The sequence below is a fragment of the Streptomyces turgidiscabies Car8 genome (assembly GCF_000331005.1).
GTDB lineage: Bacteria > Actinomycetota > Actinomycetes > Streptomycetales > Streptomycetaceae > Streptomyces > Streptomyces turgidiscabies.
Genome location: NZ_AEJB01000235.1, coordinates 1 through 1,258 on the forward strand (window position 1 = coordinate 1; position 1,258 = coordinate 1,258).

At 66.9% G+C, this 1,258-nt stretch carries 1 protein-coding gene; it reads left to right on the forward strand.

Annotated features, from left to right (window positions below):
• Positions 1-593: 593 nt before the first annotated feature.
• Complete coding sequence (locus STRTUCAR8_RS15760; protein WP_158697407.1) at positions 594-1,046, forward strand: hypothetical protein; 453 nt, start codon at positions 594-596, stop codon at positions 1,044-1,046.
• Positions 1,047-1,258: the final 212 nt, after the last annotated feature.

The following is a 1,258-nucleotide window of genomic DNA, read 5'->3' on the forward strand; positions in this document are numbered from 1 at the left end:
CCTGCCCCCGACAGGGACCGGGTCGGACGTACGAAGCCGTGTACGGCCGTCCCCCACTTGACCACCTCCGAGACCGCCCGACGCCTCCCCCGTGGGCTCGGGCGTAGGGAGCCCCCAGTTGGCCGTTCCACCCGGTCCGGCTGGGGGCTCCGCCATGTTCAGGCACTTCCTGCAGACGACGACCGAACGGAACCCTCCTGCCAGCTGACTCGACCTCAGCCCACGAAAGTCAGCCACGGCGGACCCGCACCCGGCTGAGCAGGCGCGCGTGTGTCTCCAGCAACCCCTCCCGGTCCCAGCCACGCATCCCTCCTTGATGGCCCCCCACCGACCCGCGGTCGCCGGCGTCGGCCAGCCGCCCCGGCGGGGCACCGCAGGCCCCCCGGGGGCCGAGGAGCCGCCGACCCCTCGCGCCTCGGCGGCTTGCCGGGGGAAAAATCGGGCGAGCTCGCCGCTTATGAATGGATATCCATTAAGATAAGTCCGTGACCAAGATCCCCGTAACCGTGATGATCTACGCGTATCAGGCGGCACGCCTGGACCTCGTGAAAAGGCAGCAGAGGCTAGAGGAAAAGGCGACTGTAAATGCACTGGTGAATCAGGGAAATACGCGGCGACAGGCGCGGATCATCGTGGCGCGGATGCGGGCGGAGGAATGGCCCCCTCTGGAGACGATCGTCGCCGCGGCGGTCGAGCAGCGCCTTGACGAGCCGGACCTCGTCGGCCCGTGGCCGGAGCTGACGGACTTCGAGCAGGCCGGGCTCGCCCTCTCCGGCCGGTGGCCGGGGCCGAGCCTGGGCGTCTCGATGGTCCAACGGAACTACGACTTCCCGTCCACCCTGGTCAAGCGCCTGCGTACGGCGGCCTGGCGGGTCTCGAAGGAACCCCTGCGTGAGCTCAACGAGCGCGACCTGGTCGGCGCCGGCCTCGTGCTCACCGAGGCACAGAAGATGCGGCGCGACGAGCTGGCGGCACGGCTGTACCCGGTGCCGAGGATCGTCCGGGAGGCCCTGGCCCGGTACGGACCAGCTGCGTCGGACGAGTGAAGATCCGCGCGCTAAACAATGGATATCCATTTAGATAATGGACCGACGCGCACGCGGCATTAGGAGCGTAATTCGCCATCTGGATTGAGCTAATGGAATGTTTGAACGGTGGCGGAATGGGGTTTATGAATGCTACGGTTTTGATTCCCTTGACAGCTCTTTCGGGAGGCATGAGTGAGCACCACTACGGCGGCGGTGACGGAGCAGATCCC